Annotated in this window: 23 protein-coding genes; 6 read left to right on the top strand and 17 right to left on the bottom strand. The window is 44.5% G+C overall.

What is annotated here, in order from left to right; genetic code table 11:
* Positions 1 to 263: 263 nt before the first annotated feature.
* From radA to ACO03U_RS13205, 4 genes are all read right to left on the bottom strand, one after another.
* Positions 264 to 1,634 (bottom strand): DNA repair protein RadA, encoded by a 1,371-nt coding sequence (radA, locus tag ACO03U_RS13220; protein ID WP_204686272.1) that lies wholly within the window; start codon positions 1,632 to 1,634, stop codon positions 264 to 266.
* Positions 1,635 to 1,695: 61 nt separating this feature from the next.
* On the bottom strand, positions 1,696 to 2,220 hold the full coding sequence (locus ACO03U_RS13215) for a dCTP deaminase/dUTPase family protein (RefSeq protein ID WP_204686274.1): 525 nt from the start codon (positions 2,218 to 2,220) through the stop codon (positions 1,696 to 1,698).
* Between the two features lie 177 nt (positions 2,221 to 2,397).
* On the bottom strand, positions 2,398 to 3,099 hold the full coding sequence (locus ACO03U_RS13210; RefSeq protein ID WP_204686275.1) for a YczE/YyaS/YitT family protein: 702 nt from the start codon (positions 3,097 to 3,099) through the stop codon (positions 2,398 to 2,400).
* Positions 3,092 to 3,526 (bottom strand): MarR family winged helix-turn-helix transcriptional regulator, encoded by a 435-nt coding sequence (locus tag ACO03U_RS13205; protein WP_270789714.1) that lies wholly within the window; start codon positions 3,524 to 3,526, stop codon positions 3,092 to 3,094. Before ACO03U_RS13205 ends, ACO03U_RS13210 begins: the two co-directional genes overlap by 8 nt.
* Positions 3,527 to 3,772: 246 nt before the next feature.
* Between ACO03U_RS13205 and proB the strand changes: the two genes are divergently transcribed.
* Together proB and ACO03U_RS13195 are read left to right on the top strand one after the other, a co-directional pair.
* A complete protein-coding gene (gene proB, locus ACO03U_RS13200; protein ID WP_204686287.1) occupies positions 3,773 to 4,591 on the top strand; it encodes a glutamate 5-kinase in 819 nt (272 codons plus the stop codon).
* Entirely contained in the window at positions 4,588 to 5,832 is a 1,245-nt protein-coding gene (locus ACO03U_RS13195) for a glutamate-5-semialdehyde dehydrogenase (protein WP_204686289.1), read from the top strand. Before proB ends, ACO03U_RS13195 begins: the two co-directional genes overlap by 4 nt.
* Positions 5,833 to 5,920: 88 nt before the next feature.
* Here the strand turns inward: ACO03U_RS13195 and lepB are convergent, their stop codons facing one another.
* Positions 5,921 to 6,469 (bottom strand): signal peptidase I, encoded by a 549-nt coding sequence (gene lepB / locus ACO03U_RS13190; protein WP_204686291.1) that lies wholly within the window; start codon positions 6,467 to 6,469, stop codon positions 5,921 to 5,923.
* A gap of 317 nt (positions 6,470 to 6,786) precedes the next feature.
* On the opposite strand from lepB, the gene ACO03U_RS13185 reads away from it, so the two are divergent.
* Together ACO03U_RS13185 and ACO03U_RS13180 are read left to right on the top strand one after the other, a co-directional pair.
* The gene (locus tag ACO03U_RS13185; protein WP_204686299.1) at positions 6,787 to 8,448 is read left to right on the top strand and encodes a helicase HerA-like domain-containing protein; all 1,662 of its coding nucleotides are present in this window, start codon (positions 6,787 to 6,789) and stop codon (positions 8,446 to 8,448) included.
* Between the two features lie 306 nt (positions 8,449 to 8,754).
* Positions 8,755 to 8,955, top strand: a complete 201-nt coding sequence (locus tag ACO03U_RS13180) for a hypothetical protein (RefSeq protein ID WP_161869401.1) — start codon at positions 8,755 to 8,757, stop codon at positions 8,953 to 8,955.
* A gap of 71 nt (positions 8,956 to 9,026) precedes the next feature.
* On the opposite strand, the gene ACO03U_RS13175 is transcribed toward ACO03U_RS13180, so the two are convergent.
* Together ACO03U_RS13175 and ACO03U_RS13170 are read right to left on the bottom strand one after the other, a co-directional pair.
* On the bottom strand, positions 9,027 to 9,842 hold the full coding sequence (locus tag ACO03U_RS13175) for a ZIP family metal transporter (RefSeq protein ID WP_204686301.1): 816 nt from the start codon (positions 9,840 to 9,842) through the stop codon (positions 9,027 to 9,029).
* 126 nt (positions 9,843 to 9,968) lie between these two features.
* Positions 9,969 to 10,502 carry a dihydrofolate reductase family protein gene (locus ACO03U_RS13170; protein ID WP_204686302.1) on the bottom strand — a complete coding sequence of 178 codons (534 nt, stop codon included), beginning with the start codon at positions 10,500 to 10,502 and terminating at the stop codon, positions 9,969 to 9,971.
* 446 nt (positions 10,503 to 10,948) lie between these two features.
* Here ACO03U_RS13170 and ACO03U_RS13165 point away from each other — a divergent pair, with 446 nt between their 5' ends.
* Together ACO03U_RS13165 and ACO03U_RS13160 are read left to right on the top strand one after the other, a co-directional pair.
* On the top strand, positions 10,949 to 12,571 hold the full coding sequence (locus ACO03U_RS13165) for an ABC-F family ATP-binding cassette domain-containing protein (protein WP_161869404.1): 1,623 nt from the start codon (positions 10,949 to 10,951) through the stop codon (positions 12,569 to 12,571).
* Between the two features lie 327 nt (positions 12,572 to 12,898).
* The gene (locus tag ACO03U_RS13160; protein ID WP_204686304.1) at positions 12,899 to 14,056 is read left to right on the top strand and encodes a DUF2264 domain-containing protein; all 1,158 of its coding nucleotides are present in this window, start codon (positions 12,899 to 12,901) and stop codon (positions 14,054 to 14,056) included.
* Between the two features lie 133 nt (positions 14,057 to 14,189).
* Here ACO03U_RS13160 and ACO03U_RS13155 read toward each other — a convergent pair whose 3' ends face one another.
* The 10 genes from ACO03U_RS13155 to rpsF all read right to left on the bottom strand — a co-directional run bounded on the left by ACO03U_RS13155 (position 14,190) and on the right by rpsF (position 25,096).
* The gene (locus ACO03U_RS13155; protein WP_204686306.1) at positions 14,190 to 15,059 is read right to left on the bottom strand and encodes a DegV family protein; all 870 of its coding nucleotides are present in this window, start codon (positions 15,057 to 15,059) and stop codon (positions 14,190 to 14,192) included.
* A gap of 144 nt (positions 15,060 to 15,203) precedes the next feature.
* The gene (gene queG / locus ACO03U_RS13150; RefSeq protein WP_204686308.1) at positions 15,204 to 16,373 is read right to left on the bottom strand and encodes a tRNA epoxyqueuosine(34) reductase QueG; all 1,170 of its coding nucleotides are present in this window, start codon (positions 16,371 to 16,373) and stop codon (positions 15,204 to 15,206) included.
* A 180-nt stretch (positions 16,374 to 16,553) separates the two neighbouring features.
* Complete coding sequence (locus ACO03U_RS13145; protein WP_161869409.1) at positions 16,554 to 17,846, bottom strand: adenylosuccinate synthase; 1,293 nt, start codon at positions 17,844 to 17,846, stop codon at positions 16,554 to 16,556.
* Between the two features lie 120 nt (positions 17,847 to 17,966).
* On the bottom strand, positions 17,967 to 19,088 hold the full coding sequence (locus tag ACO03U_RS13140) for a DUF3810 domain-containing protein (protein WP_204686310.1): 1,122 nt from the start codon (positions 19,086 to 19,088) through the stop codon (positions 17,967 to 17,969).
* A gap of 120 nt (positions 19,089 to 19,208) precedes the next feature.
* Entirely contained in the window at positions 19,209 to 20,594 is a 1,386-nt protein-coding gene (gene dnaB, locus ACO03U_RS13135) for a replicative DNA helicase (protein ID WP_161869411.1), read from the bottom strand.
* 333 nt (positions 20,595 to 20,927) lie between these two features.
* Entirely contained in the window at positions 20,928 to 21,380 is a 453-nt protein-coding gene (gene rplI, locus ACO03U_RS13130) for a 50S ribosomal protein L9 (protein ID WP_161869412.1), read from the bottom strand.
* On the bottom strand, positions 21,377 to 23,332 hold the full coding sequence (locus ACO03U_RS13125) for a DHH family phosphoesterase (protein ID WP_204686312.1): 1,956 nt from the start codon (positions 23,330 to 23,332) through the stop codon (positions 21,377 to 21,379). Before ACO03U_RS13125 ends, rplI begins: the two co-directional genes overlap by 4 nt.
* Before the next feature lie 581 nt (positions 23,333 to 23,913).
* A complete protein-coding gene (rpsR, locus tag ACO03U_RS13120) occupies positions 23,914 to 24,150 on the bottom strand; it encodes a 30S ribosomal protein S18 (protein ID WP_161869414.1) in 237 nt (78 codons plus the stop codon).
* Between the two features lie 27 nt (positions 24,151 to 24,177).
* Positions 24,178 to 24,738: a single-stranded DNA-binding protein gene (gene ssb / locus ACO03U_RS13115; RefSeq protein ID WP_161869415.1), complete on the bottom strand. Its 561-nt coding sequence runs from the start codon at positions 24,736 to 24,738 to the stop codon at positions 24,178 to 24,180.
* Positions 24,739 to 24,796: 58 nt separating this feature from the next.
* Complete coding sequence (gene rpsF, locus ACO03U_RS13110; protein WP_161869416.1) at positions 24,797 to 25,096, bottom strand: 30S ribosomal protein S6; 300 nt, start codon at positions 25,094 to 25,096, stop codon at positions 24,797 to 24,799.
* Between the last annotated feature and the right edge of the window lie 972 nt (positions 25,097 to 26,068).

The raw sequence follows: 26,068 nt of genomic DNA, 5'->3' as shown, positions 1-26,068 counted from the left end.
GGGACAGCGTGACGCTTTTTGTCACACTGGCACTCACGGATTATCACCGAACCTTCTCCGCCTCGAAGCCATCCTAGGATAGTGTGCTGGTGCTAGTTCGATTGAAGTGATGGTTTTTTGTTTCATGTCAAGCGTTAGCGGTGCATCGAGCTGTATGCGTAGTCTCAATGACTAGCTGCCATAAGACGGAGATTTTTATCCTGCTACGACTCCCGGCTGCTCCTTGCTCAAGCCCTTCTCCTATCGTGGCCTACCCAGTAAACTCATCCAAAAACTTTCTTTAACGTTTCGGAAAGTGTCGAAACCGGGACGATTTGAATCCCTTCTGGCGCGGTCCAGCCGCCAAGATTGTTTTTAGGCAAATAGACTTTGGTAAAGCCGAGCTTTTGGACTTCTTTGACCCGTTGTTCGATGCTATTGACGCGACGGATTTCACCCGTCAAGCCAATTTCACCGATAAAACATTCGGTAGGTTCAGTGCCTTTTTCTTTGTAGCTTGAGGCAATCGCCACAGCAATCGCCAAGTCAATGGCCGGTTCATTGAGCTTTACCCCACCCGCTGCTTTCAAGTAAGCATCTTGATTTTGCAGCAGCAGACCCGCTCGTTTTTCCAAGACTGCCATGATCAAGGAGACGCGGTTGAAATCCAGTCCCGTGGTGGTTCGTTTGGCATTACCGAACATGGTAGGCGTCACCAAGGCTTGAATTTCCACTAGAATTGGTCGGCTGCCTTCCATGGCAACCACGATGGCCGAACCAGTCGCTCCGGCCAGTCGTTCTTCGAGAAAGACTTGGGAAGGATTGGCAACTTCATGAAGCCCATCAGAACGCATTTCAAAAATCCCGATTTCATTGGTAGAGCCAAAACGGTTTTTCACCGCCCGCAAAATGCGGAAACTATGGTGTTTTTCTCCTTCGAAATACAATACTGTGTCCACCATGTGTTCCAGCATTCGTGGCCCAGCAATGGACCCTTCTTTGGTGACATGTCCCACGATAAAAATCGCAATACCATTGGATTTGGCAATCTTCAATAGTTCTGCCGTGGTTTCTCGCACTTGACTGACGGAACCGGCGACACTGGTCACATCTGGTTGGGTCATCGTTTGAATTGAATCAATGATGACATAATCTGGCTTCAGCTCTTGGATGGACTGGGCAATTTCATGCATATCCGTTTCCGCATACAAGTAAAATTCCGTATCGATACTACCCAGACGTTGCGCCCGCATTTTGATTTGTTCGGCACTTTCTTCCCCAGAAACGTATAAGACTTTGCCGCCGATTTCGGCTAACTGCTGAGAGACTTGTAAAAGTAGCGTGGATTTCCCGATTCCGGGATCACCACCAATCAACACGAGAGAACCTGGCACCACACCGCCACCTAACACCCGATTGAGCTCCTCTAACTTAGTTGCCACACGAGGTTCTTTTTTGGGTACGACTTCCGCCAGTTTGGTCGGTTTGGTCTTTTCTCCCGTCCAAGTGGTCCGGACGCGACGATCGGTGGTGTCTTGAATCTTGACCTCTACTAAAGAATTCCAGCTGTTACATTGGGGACATTTTCCAAGATACCGAGGAGAAATATAGCCACAATGTTGGCATTCAAACTGTACTTTGGCTTTTTTTGCCATACTTTCTCACCCACCTCCGTTAGCTTTCATTTTACCACAGAAGGCGCCTTTTTTTATAACCTCACTGTTGGCCAGTGGAACCAAAGCCACCCGTACGTGTCCCGACAGACTGGTCTTGATCCGCCTTCAAAAATGGCAAGAAAATCCCTTGGCCAATGCGCTCACCTTTTTTGATCGTGACATCCAGCGGACCGAAGTTCAAAAACTGCAACATAATGTGGCCTTCGTTGTCCGGATTGTTATAATAATCGCTGTCAATGACACCGACGCCATTGGCCAAAATCAAAAAACGTTTATGGGAATTGCTGGAACGATTGCATAGTTGTAAAAACTCATCCTCACCCATATAGGCTTTGATTCCGGTAGGTACTAAGACAGGTGTGACTTTCTTTTGTACGGCAGCTAACGCATCTCCACTCAACAACGCTTTCGCCATATCGAGAACCCCCGACTTCCAAATACTAGGAATCACCACATCTGCCGCTGCTTCAAAATCATAGCCGGCTGCTTGTTGTGTTGCCCGTACTGGTAAGTGAATCTCTTGCTCTTGATAGGCCGTCACGACCTCAAATCCCCGTGTCTTCATTTTGTGTCCTCATTTCGTGAATTTTCGTGATGTCCACGCTTATTTTAGCATAACAAAGCGTGGGAAACGCCTTTGCTTAAAAGAAATACCGAAAAAATCATAAAAAGAACAAGACAATTAGCTGACAAAAAAAGAGTATTGCCACAGATTACTCTGAAGCATACTCTTTTGCTCTTGCTACTCTTTAAAATAAACTTCTTCTTCCAAGGTGGGCAGTGGGGTCTTCCCTTGTACCCATTTAGTCAGGGCTGGGAAATGCTCCTCGATAAAACCAACGATACGACCTGATAACAATGCGGAAAGGATTGTCCCTTCTCGCACCCCGATCAGCTGATGGCTGACGACTAAACTGATGATTAAGGCTACCGCCACCATGGCGCTATCAGTTCGGACTTTCGTTTTACCAAAATTCATTTTTTTCATTTGAGCAAAGGCTGCCGTCACCCCTTCACCGGCCATCATCAACGTATGGGAATTGACTTCAAAAAAAACACCAATGGCTAACAAAACGATACTTACCAAGGTCAGAGCTAACTGCACTAAATAATTGGCTGGATGGATAAAATCAAAGAGCTTCACAAAGCCATCAATCATCACCCCAAAAATCACCGATGGAAAAATTTGAATCAAGTTACGCCAGCCAAATGCCTGACGCAGTGCATACCATTCCAAAGAAATCAAAACAACCATAAAGAGAATCGTCCAAACGCCAATGGTCAAAGGCGTCAGTTCACTTAAAACGTTGGGAATACTGGAAATTGGCGAAGTTCCCAGTTTAGCCACTTTGGCCAAAGCAACACTTGCGGCCATCAACACAATGCCAAATACCAAACAGCCATATTGCTTTACGATTCCTAAAACATCATTTTTTCTATTCAATTTGTCGTTCCTCCAATGCTTGCCTCACCAATTTTAATTGCTGTCCAAAGAGGTGGCTGTCGATTTCCGGATTTTGCTGAAACAAGTCCCCCCACCAGCGACTCAAAGTCTGCTGGAGTTTTTGGGCCATCGCCTCACCAGCTGGAGTCACCGAAATTACCCAAGCTCGCCCATCACGGGGATTGACTTGTCTTTCAACCAAACCTTTGACCATCAAAACCTTGATATCTTTGGCAAGCAAACTGGCATCGAGAGTCATATGTGCCGCCAACTGTTTTTGGGTCAGTCCTGGATGATCAAAAATGAACATCATCAAATCACTTTGTGTAGAACCCAAGTCCAACTCCTTAAGTTCCTCTTTGGCATCATTTTTCGACTGTCGATAAACGGCCGCGATGTACTTACTAAACTCAAATAATTCCATCATTTTCTCCTATGTAAGCTGCAAATAAATTAGTGGACATCTCCATTAAAAACCCATTTTTGATCGTTGTCAAACTTTTTCTTTCAGAAAATTTTCAAAAAAAGATAAGTTCCACGTGAAACACTCTTTCTTTTCGTCTAAATAAGCCACAGTTTGGAAAATTATCTGACAATTATCAGATAACAGGTGAAATCCATGGGAAAACCTTGTACAATAAAAAGAAATAATTATCTGCTGGAGGAAAACATTATGCGTGGAAGCTTAGCTACTGCCAAACGAATCGTCATCAAAATCGGCACCAGCTCCTTGATCTATCCCAATGGCAATATCAATTTGTCAGGAATTGATCAGCTAGCTTTTGTCTTGACGGACTTGGCCAACCAAGGTAAAGAAATCATCCTAGTCTCCTCAGGGGCCATTGGAGTAGGAATGAACAACTTAGGATTGGCTCAGCGACCGATTTCCATCCCCGAACAGCAGGCGGTAGCCGCGGTAGGTCAGACCGAACTCATGACTATTTATACCCAACGCTTTATGACTTATAGCCAAAAAACCGCCCAAGTTCTCTTAACTCGTGATATCGTGGAATTTCCTGAAAGTCGCAAAAACGTAATCAATACCTTAAATCAGCTTTTAGCCATGCACATCATCCCGATCATCAACGAAAACGATACGGTGGCCGTAGAGGAATTGGATCACCAGACCAAATTTGGCGACAATGATCAGCTTTCGGCGATCGTGACCCAACTAACAAATGCCGACTTATTGATTATGTTATCCGATATCGATGGTTTTTATTCCGACAACCCTGCCGTTAATCACGAAGCAGTCTTGTACCAGACGGTTCATGAAATCACTGGAGAACTCATGGCGAAAGCTGGTGGCAAAGGCAGTCAGTTTGGGACTGGGGGCATGGTCAGTAAGCTGAAAGCCGCTCAACGAATTTTGGCTGCAGATAGCAAGATGGTGTTAGCCAATGGCGAAAAACCACAAGTTATTTTTGCGATTTTAGCTGGCGATGCCATTGGAACCTTATTTTGTAACCAAGGAAAGGTGGAGAAGGGATGAATTTGATGCAATTAGGTCAACAGGCCCAAACGGCAGCTCACAAACTAGCCCTTTTGGATACTCAGCGTAAAAACAGCCTCTTACTGGAGATGGCAGCTGCCCTCGAAACTGCTACCCCTGAGATTTTAGCCGCCAACGCCAAAGACTTGGCCCAGGCGCAAGACAATGGCATTTCAGAAACGATGCAAGATCGGTTACGTCTGACCGAAGCCCGTATCATGGACATGGCTCAAGGCATCCGTGAAGTCAGCCAATTACCTGATCCGATTGGTGAAGTCGAAAAAATGTGGAAAAATGCGGATGGTTTGCTGATTGGTCGCCAAAAAGTCCCATTAGGTGTCATCGGCATCATCTACGAATCTCGTCCTAATGTCACTACCGATGCCGCTAGCCTTTGTTTCAAGACTGGTAATGCAGTGATTCTCCGCGGTGGTAAAGAAGCCTTCAACTCCAACCAAATTCTCGTCAACGTCATGCAAAACGCTCTAGCTGCCAATGACTTCACCCCAGATGCAATCCAATTTGTCTCGGATACGAGTCATGACGTAGCTAATCAAATGATGAAACTGACAGAATACCTAGATGTCCTGATTCCTCGTGGGGGCGCGGGATTGATCCGCCGTGTGAAAGAATCCGCCACTGTCCCAGTCATCGAAACTGGGACAGGTAACAACCATATTTATGTCGATAAAGATGCCCAATTGGAAATGGCCAAAAACATCGTCGACAATGCCAAAACCCAGCGCCCATCCGTCTGCAATGCCGCCGAAACATTGCTGATTCACCAAGATGTGGCTGCCGCATTTCTACCAGTGATTGCCGCTAAGCTTGCTGAACATGACGTTCAATTACGAGCCGATGAACTGGCTTTGCCTTATCTAGCAGGCGCCATCCCAGCTACTGAAGAAGACTGGGCCACTGAATTTTTGGATTACATCTTGGCGGTTAAAGTCGTGGCAGATATCGATGAAGCTATCGCCCACATCAATCGCTACAACACCAAACACTCAGAAGCCATTGTCACCGACAATTACTTCGCCTCCCAAAAATTTCTGGCAGAAGTCGATGCGGCAGCGGTCTACGTCAACGCCTCTACCCGCTTTACCGATGGCTTTGTCTTTGGCTTCGGTGCAGAAATCGGCATCTCCACCCAAAAACTTCACGCCCGTGGTCCGATGGGCTTAGAAGAGCTGACTTCCACCAAGTATATTGTTTATGGCGATGGGCAAGTTCGAGGATAAAATAAAAAACACCACCTTAACAAGCAAAACTCAAGTTTATGAGTCGCTTGTTGAGGTGGCTTTTTTATTTTTATATGAATATGCTATCTTATTTTACGGCCCCAATCTTACTGGGCGGCCAAAAAATAAACTTGGCATTGGCGGTGATACTCTCTTCTGAAATGGCGCCAAATACGCGACTGTCTTTAGAAATTGGCCGGTTATCCCCTAAAACAAAGAGGCCTCCTTTAGGTACTAAAAAACTGAAATCTTCCGTGAAATAGGTCTCTTTAGCTAAGTCTTTTTTGAATTCATCCAGATAAGCCTCAGTATAGGGTTCCCCATCGATAAATAGTTGATCAGCGATGTATTCTACCTTTTCTCCTTCAAAGGCGATAACGCGCTTGATGTACTCTTTGTCCGCATCTGGCGCATGAAAGCTCACCACATCAAAGCGTTTAGGGTCGCCAAATTTCAAGCCAATCAGCCGTTCGGAGTCTTGTAAGTTAGGATCCATAGAAGCCCCGTGAACTTCTACTGGAGTGAAGACAAACTGTCGCAAGCCAAAGACCACTAGTAATAAAGCGACCACCCAAAGTAGATCCTTCCAAGTAAACAGCTGCGTTTGTTGCTGTCTGCGACTTATTCTTGATGTCATGGTTTTCCTCTTTTCTCGCATCGCTGCGGTTTAGGTTTAATACCAGTTGGTTCATCATCTCTCATTTTCTCTTTGGCTCGAGAAAATAGCAGGCTAAATTTTTTCATAACTTACTCAATTTTAGCAAAGTCCTAGCCGCTTTACACCTCTTTTCTGATTTTCCCCGAAAAAACGAAATTAGTGGCAGCTTTCACAAGCGGGGTTTTTATTTGTCCAAACGTCGCCAAATTGGGATAATAGGGTGAATTCTCTCAAGAGGGTGAGTTGACTTTGCACTATTAAGGGAGAAAAACTTGGAAAATGAGGAGTTGGCAGCAATGTATTTACCAACAGATAAACAAATTTGGGTGGGCACGGCTGACAGTGGAAAAACACCGGTCTACCTACGACCAGATATGGCAAATCGCCACGGACTGATTGCTGGAGCTACCGGTACTGGTAAAACCGTCAGCTTAAAAGTCCTAGCAGAATCTTTTTCAGATGCTGGAGTACCAGTTTTTTTGGTGGATATCAAAGGAGATGTCTCCGGTTTGATTCAACCAGGGGTAGAAAATAAAAATGTCACAGAACGGGTAACATCCATGAATATCCCAGATTGGCATTTTAGTGGCTTCCCTGTGCGTTTTTGGGATGTTTACGGTGAAAAAGGCACCCCGATTCGCACCACTATCAGCGATATCGGCCCTGATTTATTGGCTCGAATCATGGAGCTCAACGATACTCAGACCGCTGTTTTAAAGCTTATTTTCCGGATTGCAGACGATCAACAGTTGCTATTGATTGATGTCAAAGATTTGCGGGCGATGGTGCAATTTGTGGGGGATCACGCAGCGGATTTCACCACAAATTATGGCCATATTGCTACTGCTAGTATCGGTGCCATCCAACGGGCCATCATCAATTTGGAAGGCGCAGGAGGCGATATCTTCTTTGGGGAGCCAGAGTTGGATGTCAATGATTGGTTTGCTCTCAACTCTGACGGACGAGGCATGATTAACCTGCTACACGCGGTAAAATTGGTGCAATCCCCATTACTCTACTCCACCTTCTTGTTGTGGATGCTCAGTGAAATTTATGAAATGCTACCAGAAGCTGGCGATTTGGAAAAACCAAAATTTGTATTCTTCTTTGATGAAGCCCATCTGCTCTTTAAAGATGCGCCAAAAGCCTTATTGGACAAAGTGGAACAAGTGGTGCGGTTGGTGCGTTCCAAAGGGGTGGGCATCTATTTCATCACCCAACAACCAGGAGATATCCCTGACACCGTCTTGGCCCAATTAGGCAATAAAATTCAGCATGCCTTACGCGCTTATACGCCAAATGAACAAAAAGCCATCAAAGCCGCTGCGCAATCCTTCCGAGAAAATCCGGCGTTTGATACAGAAACAACTTTGACGGAGCTAGGGACAGGAGAAGCTTTGGTTTCCTTCTTAGATGAAAAAGGCACCCCCAGCATCGTACAACGTGCGATCATTTTGCCACCTCAAAGCTTCATGGGTGTCGCCGATGAAGCCACTATCCAACAAATGATTCGAGGCAATGGACTAGACGCCAAATACCGCCTAGCTGTCGACAATACCTCGGCCTTTGAAACCCTAACAGAGAAACAAGCCCAAGAAGCCGAAGCCAAACGCCTGGCAGAAGAAGAAGCTCAACGGCAAAAAGAAGCCGAAAAACAAGCCAAGGAACAAGAAAAAGCCGCAGCTGCAGCCGCCAAACAAAAAGAAAAAGAGGAAGCCGCAGCTAAGAAAGAAGCCGAACGCCAAGCCAAAGAACTCCAAAAAGCCCAAGAAAAACTAGCCGCCCAAAAACAGAAAGAAAAAGAAAAGGCAGAAGCAAAAAAAGAACGGGAAAAAGAAAAAGCCGCCGCCCGTCGCACCAAATATGTCGATCGCGTCGTCGGCAATGCCTTGAGTTCTATCGGCCGCAACTTAGGAAGCAGCATTTTACGTGGGATTTTTGGGACACGGAAAAAATAAAGCAGTCAACTATCACTGAAAGCACGTCCGTTGCTTTCGGTGTTTTTTTGCGTCTGACCTAACTTACTAGGCCCCATCATTTCCTACAGATACCTCCCACCCAGCAGCCCCACAGAAATCCGCCTAAAGACCGATGTTTACCTCTAATGAACTTGGTATGATAGCTATGTAGAAAAGAGGTTCCCTTTTGGCGAAATAGGAGACAGGACTGTTGAAAGCCCGAGTCTTCAACCAAATGTGTGGCCTCCATTCAAGACGGCACCTGCTCAAGAAAGCAGCGGATTCCCTAAAATAGGAGGAACTCTTATGGATAAATTACAACAACAATCACCGATAGTAAAAATTTTGGCATTCATCGGCTTTTTACTTGTGGCAAGTTTTCTATTGAATCTCGTTGGCGGTCTCATCGGCTTGGTTTTCCGTTGGGCAATCCCCGTAGCGATCGTTTACTTTATCTATCGTTGGCTGACCAATCGCTCACAAAGTAATAACCGCTACACTCGCTAATCAAACAGGAAAAACGCGACCTCCTTTGCTGTCCGCAAGAAAAAGGAGGTCGCGTTTTTTGGGGTCGCCTTTTAACCTAAAGCGACATCTAAAATCATCATAATCATAAAGCCTAGCATCGTACCAAAGACCGCAAAATGGCGCTTGCTGCTAGAAGTTTGTTGGGCTTCTGGAATCAATTCTTCCACTACGACGTAAATCATGGCGCCGGCAGCAAAAGCCAAAGCATAGGGCAGCAAGAAGGTCACTTTAGTTACTAATAACGCCCCTAACACACCAGCAATCGGTTCGACAATCCCAGAAGCTTGTCCGTAAAGAAAGGCTTTTCCGCGACTAAGCCCCTCTTGTCGCAATGGAATCGACACCGCCGCTCCTTCTGGAAAGTTTTGAATCCCAATCCCTAAGGCTACCGAAATCGCTGCGATAGCCGCTGCCCGGGGATCCGTAGCTTCTGTCGCGGCCCCAAAAGCAACACCGACAGCCAACCCTTCTGGAATATTATGCAAAGTGATGGAAAACACCAAGAGAATCGTCCGCTTCAAATGACTCGGAACCCCTTCTTGGGCATGATCTGGACCAAAGTGCATATGGGGAATCGTCTTGTCAGCGATGTATAGGAACAAGCCACCCACTCCAAAACCAATACTGACTACTAACCAAGGGATATCGCCATTTGTCTCGGCCCACGCAATCGCTGGATCCAATAGTGACCAAAAGCTAGCAGCGATCATGACCCCCGATGCAAAGCCCAGCATCAGATTTAAGACGTCTTTTTTGATTTCCTTGAAGAAAAATACGAGAGCTGCTCCTAATGCGGTCATACCATAGGTGAACGCACACCCAACCAATGCCTGTTGCCACGGAGCTAGTGCTGTAAACCAATCCATTCATGAAACCTCCTAGAATCTATAAATTTAGCTAAAAAAGAGAGGACATCCCTCAAACAACTTTTCTGACCTCAGTATAGCATAATTTATTAATTTTTAGGTAGTCCTAAACTTTTTCACCTAATTCTACGACTCTTTTGGTTTGCGATAGTGTAATTCCACTAGTTCACCCATCTGTGTTGTCTCCACGTATTCCAAGCGCCGACGATAATTCCCTGCTGGAAATAAGGGTTTGCCAGCCCCTAACAATACCGGTGCAATTTGAATCCAATACTCATCAATAAGGTCGCCAGCAATCAATTCTGTCAACAAGCCCCCACCGCCGACTATCCAAATCCACCCTGGGTCTTCTTGTTGCTGCAATTCTCGCACCACAGCTATCGGATCGTCTGCCACAAAAGTGACCTCCTCCATCTTTTCTCTCGCCCTGTGGGAAAAGACCACCTTTTCTTTCCCAGGATAAAGAGGTTGATCAGCTATCAATTTCAGAACTTCTTCATAGGTGACCCGCCCCATCACCATAGTGGTGACTTGTTTTTCAAACGCCTCATAAGTAGAAGTGCCTGCTAAATCCGTCGCAAACAACCACTCCAAGCTATCATTTTTAGCGGCAAAATAGCCATCCAAACTCACTGCACCATAAAAAACGACTTTCCGCATATTGCTTCCTCCTTTTTAGGTATCTTCCTTTAAGACTTTTGCCTGTTTTTTGTTTACTTTCACCATACCTTGCTCTCCAAAGACCGTCAAAATTGACGCCCATAAACCAGAACTTTTTTGCTTTTGCTAGCAGGGATAGTCAAAGATTCTTAGTTTTTGCCTAAAAACCCTAGAGTACCTTGCAAGTTTTCCTCAATCTGGCTATAATGCAAGGAGTTGAAAAACTGCTACTACAGGTTCTTTCGGGAAGATGCCGAAAGAGCCTTTTTTAAAAGCAGGACGAAACAAACTTGTTCAATCTGCCAAACTTAGTGAAGAACTAAGCCCTACTGCTCTTTTCGTAAAATAGGAAGATCTTCATTTGCAGCGAACTAGTTCGTAAAATCAGACCTAAATAAAAAGCTACTTACTTATCAGTAGAATAAAAAAGAAACGAGGGAATTCACTTGATCACAGTCAGCGATGTCAGCTTACATTTTTCCGACCGCAAACTCTTTGATGATGTCAATATCAAATTTACCCCCGGCAACTGCTACGGCCTCATCGGCGCAAACGGAGCCGGCAAATCCACCTTCCTAAAAGTCCTCTCTGGTGAAATCCAGCCATCTACCGGCTCGATCACCTTGGGACCAGATGAACGGATGGCTACTTTGAAACAGAATCACTTCGATTACGAAGACTATCCTGTCATCGAAACCGTCATCATGGGCCACAAGCGCCTTTATGATGTCATGAAAGAAAAAGATGCCATCTATATGAAAGAAGACTTCTCCGACGAAGATGGGATTAAAGCTGCCGAATTAGAAGGCGAATTCGCCGAGTTAAACGGTTGGGAAGCCGAACCTGAAGCAGCAGTCTTGTTGCAAGGATTGAATATCACGGAAGACTTGCACTACTTACCGATGAAAGAACTCACTGCCGGTCAAAAAGTCAAAGTTTTGCTAGCCCAAGCGCTCTTTGGCAAACCAGACGTCTTGCTGTTGGATGAACCAACCAACGGCTTAGATATCCAATCCATCAACTGGCTAGAAGAATTCTTGATTACTTTTGAAAATACCGTCATCGTCGTCTCCCATGACCGCCACTTCTTGAATAAAGTCTGCACCCACATGGCAGACTTGGACTTTGGCAAAATCAAACTCTATGTCGGGAACTATGACTTCTGGTTGGAATCTTCTCAATTAGCTCAAAAATTACAATCCCAACAAAATGCCAAAAAAGAAGAGCAAATCAAAGAGTTACAAGATTTTATCGCTCGTTTCTCAGCCAATGCCTCCAAATCCAAGCAAGCCACTTCTCGGAAGAAAATGCTGGATAAGATTACCTTGGATGATATTCAACCCTCTTCTCGTCGCTATCCTTTCGTCGGCTTCAAGCCAGAACGGGAAATCGGCAACGACCTCTTACAAGTCGATGATGTCACTGTCACCATTGATGGTAAGAAAATCCTTGATAAAATTAGCTTTACTTTAAACAAAGATGACAAAGTTGCCTTTATCGCCAACAACGACATCGTCACGACCACGTTATTTAAAGTCATCATGGGGGAAATCACCCCTGATAGTGGGAGTATTCGTTGGGGGGTTACTACTAGCCAAGCCTATATGCCAAAAGATACGACAAAAGACTTTGCTAGCGACTTAACGATATTGGATTGGTTACGGCAGTTTGCCTCCAAAGAAGAAGACGACAATACCTTCTTGCGGAGTTTCTTAGGACGGATGCTCTTTTCTGGGGATGAAGTCTTAAAACCTGTCAGCGTCCTTTCCGGTGGCGAAAAAGTTCGCTGCATGCTGTCTAAGATGATGCTTTCGAAAGCCAATGTCTTAGTTTTGGATGACCCGACCAATCACCTAGACTTGGAATCCATCACTGCTTTGAATGATGGCTTGATGGCTTTCACTGGTTCGATGCTCTTTGCCAGCCATGACCATCAGTTTATTCAAACTTTGGCTAACCGCATCATCGCCGTCTCTGACAAAGGCGTGGTGGATCGGGCGGAAACGACCTATGATGAGTTCTTGGAAAACCAAGATGTGCAAAAACGGGTCAACGAAATCTTTGCCTAACTAAGAAAGACTGAATACGTTCCTTTCCCTCTCAAAAAAACAGTTGGAGCTGACGCATCCCACTTTTACTCATGAGTGTGGGTCGGTTGCCAATGAATTCTGCAGGCTGGCTGGCTTTAATCTTTACGAAATCCAACTAGCTACAGAAACTGGTTTATGAAACCTAACCAATTGAAACATCTCTTCTGCTTTTTTTCGGCAGGAGGGATGTTTTTTAGTAAAAGAATAGCCACCTCTCAGCTCTTGTGTTATAACAGAAGCAAAGGAACTGAAAGCGATTTTGTTTGTGAAATTCACAAAGTCGTATTTCACAAAGGATGGTTACTCATGACTACTCGTACTTTTTGGCTTGCCCAAATGGAAAAAATTGCGCGTCCCGTTTTAGAAGCCGCCGCCAGCAATCGGTTGCGTAAGGAGATGGCCCGCTACTCTAAAAATCCTAATACTGCACTGACAGCCTTGGGTCGGACCCTCGCCGGTCTTGCTCCTTGGCTAGAACTGGAGGCTGTTTTTGATGCTAAGGAAAGACAACTTCAAAAAGAATTTCGCCAACTCGCCCTTGCTAGCATTGCCCATGCCGTCGATCCTACCAATCCAGAAAAACTGGATTTTAGTGATGCAAATGGCACTGGAGAACAACCTTTAGTAGCTGCTGCCTTTTTAGCCCATGCTTTGATTCGTGCTCCGAAACAATTGATTAAGCAATTATCAGAAATAACTCGCCAACAGTTACTACATGAATTTCGCTGCTCTAGGGACCTCCTCCAGCATGACGACGATAGCTGGGTTTTATTTGCGGCAATGGTGGAGGCCGCGTTGCATCAGCTAGGCGATCCTAATTGTGACTTGCTACGTATCAACCACGCTTTCTCATTGCTAGATCAGTGGTATGTCGGGGATGGGATATATGGGGACGGGACCTCATTTGCAAATGATTATTACAATAGTTTCGTCATTCAACCGATGCTGGTGGACCTAGTCAAGCGTTATCCAGTGATTGCCACCAATCCCCAGCCACAGGATTTAACCTTTCCAACAAAAGTCATGGCCCGTGGGACTCGATTTGCCCAACTCCAAGAACTTTTGATCAACACAGATGGGACTTATCCCGTGTACGGTCGTTTAATGTGTTACCGTTTTGGCTGTTTTCAACACTTGGCTCAAGCCGCCTTACAAGGCTTTTTGCCGAAAACCCTCAGTGGCGGACAAGTTCGTTCAGCCCTGACGGCCGTCATGGAGAAAGTCCTCTCGGCTCCGGATACTTTTGATAAACATGGCTTTTTGACGGTTGGTGTCTATGGTTCACAACCTACCATGGGGGAACCAGAGATCAACGTTGGTAGTTGTTATCTCTGCTTGGGGGTCATGCTCCCATTAGGTTTATCAGAAATTACCTCTTTCTGGGCAGATCCCGCTACAGATTGGACTGCTAAAAAAATCTGGAGTGGCCAACCCGTTCAGCGGGATCAAGCCTATCAGGAATAACTAACTCGATTAGAAAGACTGAACATACTCCAAATGAGGTCAAAAGCAGCTAAATCATGAAACATAAGAAAACCCGTGAAAGGCCACTACCGATGGTGGTAGCCTTTCACGGGTTTTTCATTTCAGCTAACTCTTAGTCCACTCGTTCTTTCCCAAACGTAAAGATAGCGATACAGCCTAAACCAGTATGGCTGGCAATCGTTGGCCCGAGAGGATAGATAGCACTATCAGTGACGTCGATTTTTTCCTTCAACATCTCTAGTACTTTCTCCGCCGCTGCCAAATCTTCTGAATGGGCAACAAAGACGAGTTGATCCTCAGTCGAAGTCAAGTTCTCCATAGTTTCATCGACAATTTTTTGCAGGGCTTTGTTGCGCCCGCGAACTTTGCCGACATTTTGCAAACTCCCTTTGGCATCGACATGGATAATCGGCTTGATATTCAACAAACCTCCCATCGCTGCTTGCGAGCGGGACAAACGCCCGCCACGATAAAGGTGGCTTAAGTCATCTACCGTTACCCAAGATTGGACTTTTAGACGGTGATCTTCTACCCATTTACGCACCGTTGGCAAATCATCCCCAGCAGCTTGGCGTTTAGCCGCACCGTAGACCAAGACACCCTCACCTAGACTGGCATTTAGCGTATCCACCACTTCAATCTGCGCATTGGGATAATCTTCTTGTAAAATCGCCACTGCTTGCAAAGCACTGTTATAGGAGCCGCTCATCCCCGACGTAAAACAGAGATACAAAATCGGCTCTTGCTTTTCACAATAAGGTTTAAAAAATTCGACATACCGTCCCACATTGATTTGCGAAGTCGTGGGTTGTTTTTTATCTCGCAAACTTTGAATAAAAGCACCATAGTCAAAACTCTTGCCCAAATCATCAAAATACTCCTTGCCATCCATCTCCACAATCATGGGGATAAACGCAACCTGGTATTCCTCCAACACTTGATAAGGCAAATCACAACATGAATCCGTCACGATTTGAAACATCCTTCAACCTCCTTATACCTACGTCGCCTTTGAAACTCAAGGGTAAGTCCCATTGCTCATACCCTTTGCTACAAAAAGCCAACGCCTTTGTTTTCTTTCATCGCTTAGAGTTTATCACAAACCCACTATTAAAACGATAATTCGCTATGCTTTCTTGGCTTTTTCTTGTAATTTTTGGATAGCTGGTGTCAATTCTGCTACAACTTCTGGGGCTTCCTCGATCCTTTGCAACTCCTGTAGTCGCTCAAGCCAGACAGCCGCCTCTTTGCCTGCCAAACGACTGATACTCCAGATTGCTGTGGCGCGAATAACCGGTCGTGGATCCTGTTGAGCCAATTCCCACAATAGCGGCAATGCTCCTTTGTCACCACCATTCGCCAAGGCAATGATGGCATTACGTTGAAGCGGCTTTTTCCCTCGCCAAGCCCCCGCCAGATGCCCAAATTGATCGTTAAACTCTCGATTACTTAGGCGTAACAGCGGGCGTAGTTTCGGATACACTTCATCGACGGTCGGCTCCATTTCCTTATGAAAATGGAAGTCTTTTCCTTGATTATACGGGCAAACCAGTTGGCAAATATCACAACCATAGATGACGTTGCGAATCTTCTTGCGGTATTCCTCAGGCATCATATCCTTCGTCTGGGTCTGATACGAAAGGCAACGTTTGGCGTTCATACTACCGTCGCCTAACAGGGCTTGGGTGGGACAAGCTTTGATGCAGCGCGTACAGTCGCCACAGCCAAATGTCACCGGTTGGTCCGGCTCAAAAGCAATATTCGTAACAATCTCTCCCAGATAAACAAACGAACCATATTCTTCCGTAATCAGTAATCCATTCCGCCCGATAAAGCCTAGACCAGCTCGCTGCGCCACCGCCACATCCACTAGCTCCCCGGTATCTACTTGGGGTGCAAAACGCCATTCTGTGGCTCCTGGAAGTTCGGCCGCCCGCTCTTTAATAAAAGCAATCAACGCCTGCAACCGCTCCTCCAAAATAAAATGATAATCCTGCCCCCATGACGCCCGGGCAAACATTCCCCGTTTCTCATCTTTCGGAACTTCTTCATGGATTTTCGTCGGATAAGCCAACGCAATCGCAATAATCGACTGCGGGCCTTCAAAGGTCAGCTCCGGATAGATTCGCTCGGGTATATTCTGATGTTCAAACCCCGAATTATAGCCCCGCTCTCGTTGCTGGTGCAAAGGTTCTTCTAACTCGACAAAGGGTGCTGCCGAGGCAAAGCCAATTTTATCAATACCCAGACGCTGGCTTTCGGCGATAATAGCTTGTTTGAGGGATTGTAAAGGCATGAGGGTTCCTCCTATAAGTTGCTTTTCATGATTTTCATTCACTTTATTGTACGAACTACAAACAAGGAGTGCAAGAAACAACGATACAGATTTGGCTGACAAAACTATTTTTGCTCAAAAAAAGCCCCGTGGATGAGAGATACCTCTCCTCCACAGAGCCAACTAGAGCCATGAGATAGTTTAAATTTGTGCCCAAACACTTTCCAAAATGTTCGTTTGTGTCCGGTCAGGTCCCACAGAGAAAGTCGAAATCCGCACACCTACAAGTTCTGATACACGGCGGACATAGTTGCGGGCATTTTCTGGCAAATCAGCCAAGGTCTTGCAGCCAGTGATATCTTCAGACCAGCCTGGCAATTCTTCATAGACTGGCTTGCAACGATTGAGTTCCTTCAAGCTAGCTGGGTAATGATAAATCAACTCACCATCCAATTCATAAGCCGTACAGATTTTCACAGTTTCCAAACCGCTTAAGACATCGATGGAGTTCAAGCAAAGATTGGTAATCCCAGAAACTCGTTTAGAATGCCGCATCACGACGGTGTCAAACCAGCCCACGCGACGGGGACGCCCCGTTGTCGTGCCGTATTCCCGGCCGACTTCGCGAATTTGATGGCCAACTTCATCAAACAACTCAGTAGGAAAAGGGCCATCTCCCACACGAGAAGTGTAAGCTTTACAGACACCTACGACTTTGTTGATCTTCGAAGGTCCCACACCAGAGCCGATAGTCACGCCACCAGCGACGGGATTGGAGGAAGTCACAAATGGATAAGTTCCTTGGTCGATATCCAACATCACTCCTTGAGCCCCTTCAAACAAGACCCGTTTACCAGCATCTAAAGCATCGTTTAAAATCACAGAAGTATCTGTGACATATTGCTTAATTTGTTGCCCATATTGATAGTATTCTTCAAAAATATCCTCAAAGTCTAGGGCAGTATCATCAAACATTTTCACGAATTGACGGTTTTTTTCTTCTAAGTTGATCTTCAGACGTTCTTCAAAGATTTCTTTGTCCAAAAGATCCGCAATCCGGATACCGACCCGCGCCGCTTTATCCATGTAAGCTGGGCCGATTCCTTTGATGGTCGTCCCGATTTTGTTGTCGCCTTTTGCATCTTCTTGCAGTTGGTCCAGTTTGATATGATAAGGCAAAATCACGTGGGCACGATCAGAGATTCGCAGATTATCGGTATTGACATTGTGTTCTTTCAAATAAGCCAGTTCTTGTACCAGTGATTTCGGATTAACAACCACGCCATTGCCGATGACACTGATTTTTTCTTTATAGAAAATCCCCGATGGAATCAAATGTAATTTGTAAGTCACGCCGTCAAATTTAATGGTATGACCAGCATTGTCCCCACCTTGATAACGAGCAATGACTTCAGCATTTTCACTTAAAAAGTCAGTGATTTTTCCTTTGCCTTCATCGCCCCATTGTGTTCCAACAACTACTACCGATGACATATCAGCACCTCATTTACTTTTATTAAATCCAGAACTATTGTACCAGTTTGACCCCTTTGATTCAATGAATTATCGAATAATTAAATGATTATATAGCTAATAAATAGCAAAACACGAACATTAATCAATTGTTACGACTTTTGCTATTTTTTGTAAGTATTCATTCACCACAAAATCCGTCAAACCACCATAGGTCGCCACACCAGCAGTCTGGCCATGAGCCTTTAAGTAATTATCGTTGACTTGATCTTGCCACTGGGCTACCCGACCATCATACTGCTGCCAAAATAGCGTGTCAGCTTGCAAGTCTACCTCGACAGAATCAGCCAAGCGCTCCCGCTCCAGTTGATAAGCCGCAGCATCCTGTTGCCGCAAGCGATTCATAGCATATTGCCAAGCATTTAAGGTCCCGCTGTAAACAAATTCCGCATCCTTTGATTCTCGGCAAGCGAGATAAGCAATAAAATTCGCCTCATCTTCTGACATGAACCCTTGGAAATGGGCCAGCTCATGACAGGCAGTGAAGGGTAAATTAAATGCAGTCATGGCCTGATTGACGTTGGCTTCCACTGTAAAGGGGCTATAAATTCCCGTCAACTGTTGATAAGATAACAATCCTGGCCACAATAACGACTTCACTGGTGGATAATCACCTGCCAAGCTTGGATATTCTTCTCCAGCTGCAGCCATGACTTCGGAAGCTTTTGTTCGATAATCATCAGTTAACACCATCTGGCCATCAGCAGCGCGAGAAACCTTGTCTGTTGCTTGATTGACTTGATCTGTCAACCAGTGACAAGTCGCCGCTAGCTCTGTCACAGTATAGTTTTTTTGTGGCATTCTCGCTAGCTTAACAAAAGAACTCCGTTGGTAATTAAGCCCACATCCCAACGTGTACAATAACAACAAAATACTCCCCGTCAAAAACCATCGGGAAGCCCAACGGAGAAACAGGCCCGATTGGTGCTGCTTCCAGCGACCATAGACCGCCCTCACCAAGCTCACCACCAACAGTATCAAGATGAGATACAGACCCAGCTCTGCGATAGAAAACGGCACCCCACCGGTAAACAGCATGACGAACCTTCGAAAAAATGGATACACAGTCGTGGCATACCATTCCCCACTGCCGGCTACGTGCCGTGACCAACCTATCAGTCCGCTACTCAGCAAAAGGAAGATGGTCCCCACAAGCCAGACTGGCCAATTCTTTTTGCGGTTGTTGGCTTTCTTTTTTACCATGCTAACCTCCTCAATCAAAAAAGGAGAAACCACCGATCTTGAGCATTTTCGGTGGCCTCTCTCTTACTTTGTGAAATTTCACAAACTCAAACATTCTTATTTCCTCAAGAACAAACATCGTTAACCAAACTGCGGCACTTCATCATCCCGCATAGAAATCGAAGTAAATTTATTGTATTCCTTGATAAACATCAATTCTACCGTACCACGAGCACCACTCCGGTTTTTTTCAATGATAACTTCAATGATATTTTCCCGGGTAGGGTCCACGGGTGCTTCATCGGGATCATCGGTTTCCCGTTGGTAGTAGTCATCTCGGTATAAGAAAGCCACGATATCGGCATCTTGTTCAATAGAGCCGGATTCGCGGATATCACTCATTACTGGTCGTTTATCTTGTCGTTGTTCCACTCCACGAGATAACTGAGACAAAGCGATTACTGGGACTTTCAACTCTTTGGCGAGCTTTTTTAATTGCCGTGAGATTTCTGAGACTTCTTGTTGGCGATTTTCTCGTCCAGTCCCTTCAATCAACTGCAAATAATCGATCATAATCAAGCCAAGGTTGCGTTTTTCCTGAGCCAGACGACGACATTGGGCTCGAATCTCGGAAACTTTAACTCCCGGCGTATCATTGATATAGATGCTGGCTTTCGACAAGCTACCCATGGCAATCACGAGGTTACTCCACTCTTCATCGGTAAGTTGCCCTGTCTTCAAGTTACTGGCGTCAATCAACCCTTCCGCACACAGCATCCGCTTCACTAATGATTCCGAATCCATTTCCAGACTGAAAATCGCTACTGAAGAATCCGTCTTCGTACCAATATTTTGGGCAATATTTAAGGCAAAAGCCGTCTTCCCCACTGCTGGACGAGCCGCTAAAATAATCAATTCCCCAGCTTGTAATCCCGCTGTCATCTTATCCAAGGCTGGATAGCCGGTTGGAATGCCGGTGATGGTTTCATCGGATTGTGCCAAAAGATCAATATTCTTAAACGTTTGTTGCAACACGTCTTCAATCGCCTGAAAGCCACCAGTATTACGGTTTTCCGAGACTTCCAAGATCGTCCGCTCTGCATTTTCAACAATGGAAGAGACATCTTCTTCTTGTTGAAAACCACTGGTCACGATTTGATTGGCTGCATGAATCAAGGCTCGTAAAACAGATTTATCTTTGACAATCTTGGCGTAAAAAGACAAGCTACCAGCATAAGGGGTAATCTGGCTCAATTCCACCAAATAACTAATCCCACCGATGTCTTCCAGTGCGTGATTGGTCTCTAGCTCTGCCTTTAAGGTGACCACATCAATGGCTTCACCACGGTCAAATAACGCCACCATCGCCGAAAAAATCAGCTGATGCCGCCGTTGGTAAAAATCCGGTGCTTCAAGGACTTCCATCGCATTATTGATTTCCTCAGGATCAAGGAAAATCGCCCCTAATACCGCTTGTTCCGCTTGAATATCCTGCGGTGGCATGCGATCTTGCCAAACTTCATCCATGGTCATTGCCTCCTAATCATCTCCTTATTCTACAAGAATCTCACGGCAAATACAAACCTAGATGGTCCCTGGATTAGTTAAGAATCTACAAAGATAACAGAAGTTAATGCTACCTTTTACCCATCAGTTATTTAAAATAACAGTCGACTAAGCCTGTCTTTTTTAGAGGCTCTACTCGTCTCAAATTGAGTCTTCTTCAGCCATTTATAAGAAAAACAGCCTGCGAAAAGTCGCCAATCCGTGAGTAAAAAATCCTGAAAACGCCAAAACACCGCCTCCTGAGATGGGAGACGGTGCCTAATCTAATCGGTTTTTCTTCGCTAAAAGCTAGCCTTACTCAGCCACTACATGGACATTGAGGACAGCCGTTACGTCCGTATGCAATTTTGCAGGGACTTTCGTAAACCCAAGCGTCCGAATAGGATTTGGCAAATCTAGCTTGCGTTTGTCGATTTTCACGCCGTATTGCTTTTGCAAGGCATCAGCAATCTGTTTAGAAGGAATCGAGCCAAATAAGCGACTATCTTCCCCCGCTTTGGCTTTTAGTTCCACCACGGTATCTTCTTTTTCTAGGATTGCTTTCAATTCTTGGGCTTCTTTTAGAATTTCTGCTTCATGTTTTTCTTGCGCTTTTTTCTGCCCTTTCAAAATTGCCACATTTTCCTTATTGGCTTCTTTTGCTAAGTTATTTTTTAGTAAAAAGTTTTGAGCATAGCCAGTTGGTACTTCTTTGACTTCACCTTTTTTACCTTTGCCTTTAACATCTTGTAAAAAAATTACTTTCATGTTGTAGCCCCCTCTTGTTTTAACACACTCTGTAGTTCATTATAAAGCATCTCTTTGACTTCGTGTAGTGTTTTATCCTTGATTTGGGTTGCCGCGTTGGTGAAGTGTCCACCCCCACCCATGGCCTCCATAACCAGCTGTACGTTGATTTTACCACTACTACGGGCACTGATCGCTACTAGCTGGTCGCTGCGCTCAGTGAGGACGAAAGAGGCTTCTACGCCATTCATAGATAACAAGGTATCAGCTGTTTTTGCCGCTGTAACATTGTTGTAGGCTTTTCCTTCATCGCCGCAAGCAACTACTATATCTGGTGTGACAAACTCACTCTTAGCAACCAACTCACTAATCTCTAAGAAGGATGTTAAATCCGAACTCAGTAAATATTGGATCAAATCCGTATTGGCACCACTTGCTTTTAAATAACTAGAAATATCAAACGTTCGCGGACTAGTTCGTACCACATAATTCTTCGTATCCACAAAAATACCCGCCAACAGCAAACTTGCCGTAAATTTATCCAATCTTTTGCTCGCATTGCTTTCATATTGAATCAACTCAGCCACCAATTCAGAAGCAGAAGAGGCGGAGGATTCAATATAGGTTAGTAATGGCTTAGAAGGAAATTCTTCCCCTCGCCGATGATGGTCGATAATGGCTACCTGTTCAAACTTATCATACAGCTCTTGAGAAATCGACATGGAGGGTTTGTGGTAATCCACCATCACCAAAAGGCTGCCTGGTTTCACCATCGTCATCGCCGTTTCAACAGTAATCAATTTGTCTTCCAGCTCAGGGTGCTTATGAATTTCTTCCAAACAGCGCTCAACATCAGGAATCAACTCTTTTTCATTGATGATGACAAAACTTTCTTTTCCTTGGAAATCGGCTAGACAAGAAACACCAAATGCCGAACCGATAGCATCCATATCCGGATAACGATGTCCCATAACAAAGATTTGTGGCGTTTCTTGGAAGATTTTTTTCAAAGCGGTACTCATCGCTCGCGACCGCACCCGTGTCCGCTTGGCTGTACTAGTCGTGGTTCCACCATAGAACTTGGGTTTAGCGGCCTCAGAGACGTCCTTAAGCACTACCTGATCGCCCCCACGTACCAAGGCGATATCCAGATTGCTCTGGGCAGTGTCCCCGATTTTTTCTAACTTATCTTCTCCATAGGCGATTCCCATACTGATTGTCATTGGGAAGTTCTGATCTTCAGCTGCTTTTCGTAGCCGCTCCACGATGGAGAATTTGTCCTTTTCCATCCGGATGATATCTTCGAGTCGAGCAGTAAAGAAAAAGCGCTCAGCATTTAATCGCTTATAATAAACCTCGTATTCATCACACCAATCAGAAATGAAGGTAGTCACAAAAGAATTAAGATAGGAAACTTCTTTATCATCCTTCTGATCGATTAAATCATCATAATTATCTATCGAGATAAAACCAATCGCCGCCTGTTGATCTTGCTGGCGTTGGATAGCCGCGACTTCTTGAGAAATATTCTCAATGAAGATAATTCCCTTATCAAAATCGATACGATACCGGAGATTCTCTTTTCCGAGGTTCACTTCACCCGTCGCCGAATGGGCTTTAATAGCGGGAACTAGTTGTTTTTCCCATAACGCAGCACCATATTTTTCTTGCAGCGAAATCGCTTTTTCATTTAGCCAAGTAATATTGTATTGATCATCAAATAGATATAAAGGAAAAGGAGATTCCTTGGATAAGTACTCGGAGTTTTCTTCCGCAAGATTGGCAGCTTGACTGATTTTTTCTTGCTCACTTAACTCTAAGAAGTGCCGCACTTCTACATATAAACGATAGATGCATAAAGAAGCCAGCACCGCCAAAACTGCTAAAAACCAGCGCCATGGGATCAGCAAGATACACAGCACTTGAATCACAGTAATCAGTACCAATAGTTTTACAAAACGATTACGATCCATTCTTTACTCCTTTCTTTCACGATTAAGTTACCAACTTGTTTGCATCCTCGCTTTGCATTGGACACGCGAAGAAGCCGATACGAGCTTAGTAACAGTTCGCATAAATAGGATTATCTAAAAAAGCATCATCGCTATTATTTTAACATAAAGCCCGTCATTCTGCGATATAGAGCCGTTTCTACCAGTATGATTGGCAAGTCTAAATAAACGTATTCCCTTTTTGAGAATTACGGCAGAATTAAACTCTGGATAGCGCTTTATCATAAGTCGATTTCTTCTTAATTTCACAGATAGCTAGTTTATAAAACTTGATTCACAAAAAGTTCCACGTGAAACTTTTTTATTGTTAAAACATCATTTTTTCATGATCCTACAAATCAAAAAGACTGGTGCTAAGCCAATTGTTTTATTTGAATATCCATATCTCAGCTGATTTCCCATTCTAAGCAATTCAATAAGCTTACAACCTGACCTTCTTTGAAATAACTCACCCTACCCTAATCCTCCTAATAATGGCTCTGAAAAAGCTAAAAAACCTCTCAACGACCGCTGAAAGTCATTGAGAGGTTTCATCAAGTATCTTATTCTTCGCCTACGAATGGTAACAAGCCCATGATACGTGCTCGTTTGATAGCGATAGTCAATTTACGTTGGTTTTTCGCACCAGTCCCAGTCACACGACGTGGCAAGATTTTGCCTCGTTCGCTGATGAAACGTTTAAGCAATTCAACATCTTTGTAATCGATGTGTTCGATGTGGTTAGCTGCGATATAGTCAACTTTACGACGTTTACGTCCGCCTCTACGTTGTTGTGCCATTTAAATTCCCTCCTGTCAATTTACCCATTAAAATGGGAGATCATCGTCGGAAATGTCGATAGACGTCCCGGAATTGCTGAATGGATCAGCAGTATCACGGTCGAAATTCGGCATCCCATTGAATGGTTGAGAAGTTTTGTTTTGATTTTGATCGAATGAGTTATTGTTGCTTGAGCTTTGTTGGCCACCACTGTAACTATTGGTTGAACCAAAGTTACTAGAATTGTTGTTGTAACTACCACCAGCTTGTTGACGTTGTTCAGACTGTTGTCTTGACTCCAACAATTGGAAGTTATCCGCTACGACTTCTGTGACATATACTCGTTGACCTTGTTGATTTTCATAATTACGTGTTTGGATACGTCCAGTAATACCTAGCAAAGTACCTTTTTTAGCATAGTTTGCCATAGTTTCTGCTGGTTTACGCCAAATGACGCAATTGATGAAATCTGCTTCCCGATCACCATTTTGATTGGTAAAGTTACGATTTACCGCCAGAGTGAATGTTGCTACTGCAGCTCCACTCGTGGTATAACGCAATTCAGGATCCTTGGTCAAGCGACCGACTAAAACGACATTGTTAATCAAAAGTCCACGCTCCTCTCCTCATCGTTAAAATGTTTCACGTGAAACAAAATCAGATGAATTATACTTCTTCTTTAACAATCATGTGACGAAGAATATCGTCGTTGATTTTTGCCAAACGGTCAAATTCGTTGATCGCTGCAGCAGTTGATGGAGAAGTAACTTTAACGATGTGGTAGATACCTTCACGGAATCCGTTCATTTCGTACGCTAAGCGGCGTTTTTCCCAATCTTTTGATTCAACGACTTCAGCACCGTTGTCTTTCAAGATTGAATCGAAACGTTCGATCAAAGCAGCTTTTGCTTCCTCATCAATGTTTGGACGAATAATGTATGTGATTTCATACTTCGCGTTTTCCATTGATTTTCACCTCCCTATGGACTTTGGCCCTCAGCTTTTCTGAGAGCAGAGAGAGCTGTCTTTTCAGACTACTCACAAAGTAAAAGTATACAGGAAATCTTCTAGTAAAGCAAGTTTTTTATTTATAATGCTTGTTTTTACTCTTTTTGAAATTGACAGGAGGGAGCATCTCAACCATCCTGACCCCTCCATGGGAAAGTACGCAAAACGGATGAAAGTAGGAGGCAAGATATAAAAAATAGCCAGGTTGGGGTTGCGCCTAATAAATGGGAATCACGCCCTAGGATTTGAATAAAACTGAGGAAGACAAAGTAAGCTTCCGAGCATCAATGGTAACTAGTGAAAATCCATCGTTTTATGCCCCCTCCTGCGATTTTAGTTAAAAAAGGCAATGAAGGTACCTGCCATCAGTAAACATCGGTCAGCGGCTATTCTACGCCCCCATTTCTCCCACTCATAGCGTTAGCCATATTTCCCAAAAAGCCCCGGTCACTTTTCCACAGTGGATAACTTTCGCTTAAGAACAACACTTTTAAGTTTTCCACAAATCAGAAAATTTCCCTCAGAAAATTTGCTTTAGGATTTATCCACAATGACCAGAGACTAAAAAAATCAGGGTAAACTTACTTCTAGAGAAATACTTGGATTGTAGTGGAACCGATAAATACCAAGGAAAGAACCATTAACATTTTGCTAGAGCAGCTTAACAAACCGCTACTCAGAACCGAACTATAGGTAAAAAAGTTTCTTTGCCCTCGGACATCTTTCACACGACAACCCATTTCCTATAGAGCTAATTTTTACCTTCTTCGTGACATCAATATGACAGCATGATATGCCACTTAGTTCCTGATACAGCAGCCTTTTTGGAACTTATTTTATAAGTTCCAGATATAATCGAGTAGGAGATGAGAGATTAATTCCCTCACCGACCTCTCACACCACCGTACGTACGGTTCCGTATACGGCGGT

The organism is Enterococcus diestrammenae (assembly GCF_049384045.1).
In the GTDB taxonomy this organism is placed as follows: Bacteria; Bacillota; Bacilli; order Lactobacillales; family Enterococcaceae; genus Enterococcus_C; species Enterococcus_C diestrammenae.
This window is presented reverse-complemented; position numbering and strand designations above follow the sequence as displayed.

Coding starts and splice junctions, on each gene's coding strand:
- ACO03U_RS13215 (WP_204686274.1), bottom strand. CDS start 2,220: ATGAAGACACGGGGATTTGAGGTCGTGACGGCCTATCAAGAGCAAGAG.
- ACO03U_RS13185 (WP_204686299.1), top strand. CDS start 6,787: ATGTATTTACCAACAGATAAACAAATTTGGGTGGGCACGGCTGACAGT.
- ACO03U_RS13175 (WP_204686301.1), bottom strand. CDS start 9,842: ATGGATTGGTTTACAGCACTAGCTCCGTGGCAACAGGCATTGGTTGGG.
- proB (WP_204686287.1), top strand. CDS start 3,773: ATGCGTGGAAGCTTAGCTACTGCCAAACGAATCGTCATCAAAATCGGC.
- rpsR (WP_161869414.1), bottom strand. CDS start 24,150: ATGGCACAACAACGTAGAGGCGGACGTAAACGTCGTAAAGTTGACTAT.
- ACO03U_RS13205 (WP_270789714.1), bottom strand. CDS start 3,526: ATGATGGAATTATTTGAGTTTAGTAAGTACATCGCGGCCGTTTATCGA.
- ACO03U_RS13170 (WP_204686302.1), bottom strand. CDS start 10,502: ATGCGGAAAGTCGTTTTTTATGGTGCAGTGAGTTTGGATGGCTATTTT.
- rplI (WP_161869412.1), bottom strand. CDS start 21,380: ATGAAAGTAATTTTTTTACAAGATGTTAAAGGCAAAGGTAAAAAAGGT.
- queG (WP_204686308.1), bottom strand. CDS start 16,373: ATGCCTTTACAATCCCTCAAACAAGCTATTATCGCCGAAAGCCAGCGT.
- ACO03U_RS13195 (WP_204686289.1), top strand. CDS start 4,588: ATGAATTTGATGCAATTAGGTCAACAGGCCCAAACGGCAGCTCACAAA.
- ACO03U_RS13140 (WP_204686310.1), bottom strand. CDS start 19,088: ATGGTAAAAAAGAAAGCCAACAACCGCAAAAAGAATTGGCCAGTCTGG.
- dnaB (WP_161869411.1), bottom strand. CDS start 20,594: ATGGATGAAGTTTGGCAAGATCGCATGCCACCGCAGGATATTCAAGCG.
- ACO03U_RS13145 (WP_161869409.1), bottom strand. CDS start 17,846: ATGTCATCGGTAGTAGTTGTTGGAACACAATGGGGCGATGAAGGCAAA.
- lepB (WP_204686291.1), bottom strand. CDS start 6,469: ATGACATCAAGAATAAGTCGCAGACAGCAACAAACGCAGCTGTTTACT.
- ACO03U_RS13125 (WP_204686312.1), bottom strand. CDS start 23,332: ATGGATCGTAATCGTTTTGTAAAACTATTGGTACTGATTACTGTGATT.
- ACO03U_RS13155 (WP_204686306.1), bottom strand. CDS start 15,059: ATGTTTCAAATCGTGACGGATTCATGTTGTGATTTGCCTTATCAAGTG.
- ACO03U_RS13180 (WP_161869401.1), top strand. CDS start 8,755: ATGGATAAATTACAACAACAATCACCGATAGTAAAAATTTTGGCATTC.
- ACO03U_RS13160 (WP_204686304.1), top strand. CDS start 12,899: ATGACTACTCGTACTTTTTGGCTTGCCCAAATGGAAAAAATTGCGCGT.
- rpsF (WP_161869416.1), bottom strand. CDS start 25,096: ATGGAAAACGCGAAGTATGAAATCACATACATTATTCGTCCAAACATT.
- radA (WP_204686272.1), bottom strand. CDS start 1,634: ATGGCAAAAAAAGCCAAAGTACAGTTTGAATGCCAACATTGTGGCTAT.